This window comes from Lutibacter sp. HS1-25 (genome assembly GCF_004121075.1).
Classification (GTDB): Bacteria; Bacteroidota; Bacteroidia; order Flavobacteriales; family Flavobacteriaceae; genus Lutibacter.
In genome coordinates this window covers 1-1,112 of sequence record NZ_RHLN01000121.1, presented here as the reverse complement: position 1 = coordinate 1,112, position 1,112 = coordinate 1, and the positions used below count along the sequence as shown (strand labels likewise).

The 1,112-nt window shown below is 36.2% G+C and carries 1 protein-coding gene and 1 pseudogene; both read right to left on the bottom strand.

From position 1 onward, the window contains the following. Positions 1-691: transposase (locus EC396_RS18005; protein WP_205757964.1), on the bottom strand; the 691-nt coding region annotated here is incomplete at its 3' end. 211 nt (positions 692-902) lie between these two features. After that, positions 903-1,112, bottom strand: a pseudogene (locus tag EC396_RS18000) (IS1182 family transposase); the annotation flags it as partial.

Sequence of the window (1,112 nt, the reverse complement as noted above, 5' to 3'; positions counted from 1 at the left end):
CATCACTTTTTACAGTTTTTGAAATGAATTTTAAGTACTTTTTCAGATTATAAGCCATTGCTGACAGATGCATTACCTTATTTGCTTGCTGTATACCAATTGTATTTATTTTCCTAAGTCCCATAAACTGAGTAAGGGTGCCAAATACAGGCTCAACAGTGCTTTGCCGTTTACCTTTCATATAACTTCCTCTTTTGCTGTTTACCCTTGTATTGTTACGCTCATATTCTTCTTTGTAATAAGTGATGGTAATCCGTTTTTCTTGACTCTTTTTTAAACAAGTACTACGTATAGGGCAATCAATACATAGGTATTTAGATGCTCGATACTCTTTCTTTTTATTATTGTTTTCTCCTTCATAAAAAACCTTTGTAAATGGAATCGTTTTATTTTGGGGGCAGATAAAACAATCTTCTTGTTTATTGTAGGTAAAGCCTTCTGGACCGCCTTTATAGGTTCCGTGTGGTGGTATAAAACTTTCCAATCCTTCTGCTTCTAGAAAAGCATAATTCTCTCCGCTGCTATAACCTGTGTCAGCTATACAGTTTCTCCAAAGTAATCCTTGTTTGTGTAGTCGCTTTTTTAAACGTGTACTAATATCTTGTAAATACTGATTATCTCGTTTGTCGGCGTGATAGGCTCTAATATCTGTGATTACGTGATGAGCTGTATCAACACTCAACTGGCTCATGTAATTAAGTTTTCTTGCCTTGCCTGGTTTTACACTGATACGTGCATCTGGGTCGGTAGGACTGTAATGTGTTTTATTTGAAGTATACTTGGAGCCTTTGTTTCTTGCTCCTGGGCGTTGGTCTTGATCGTGTTGCCATTTCTTATTTCTACTGCGTATCTCTTGTAATTCTCGCTTACTGGCAGTAATACCTTGTTGTTCTTTGGATGCTTTATTGATGGAAGCCTTTCTTATGGAAGTTTTTTTTATCCATTGAACTAATGTGACGAATATTATACAAATGAGCTTCCAAATCCTCTTTTGGAACTTTTAATTCCAAAGTATCCATAGAAGCATTCGCCTTTATTGGAGCTGAATCAATCGCCTGGGTATGTCCACTCACCATTCCTTTTTCAACACACATAGAAAATATCTTTGTGAA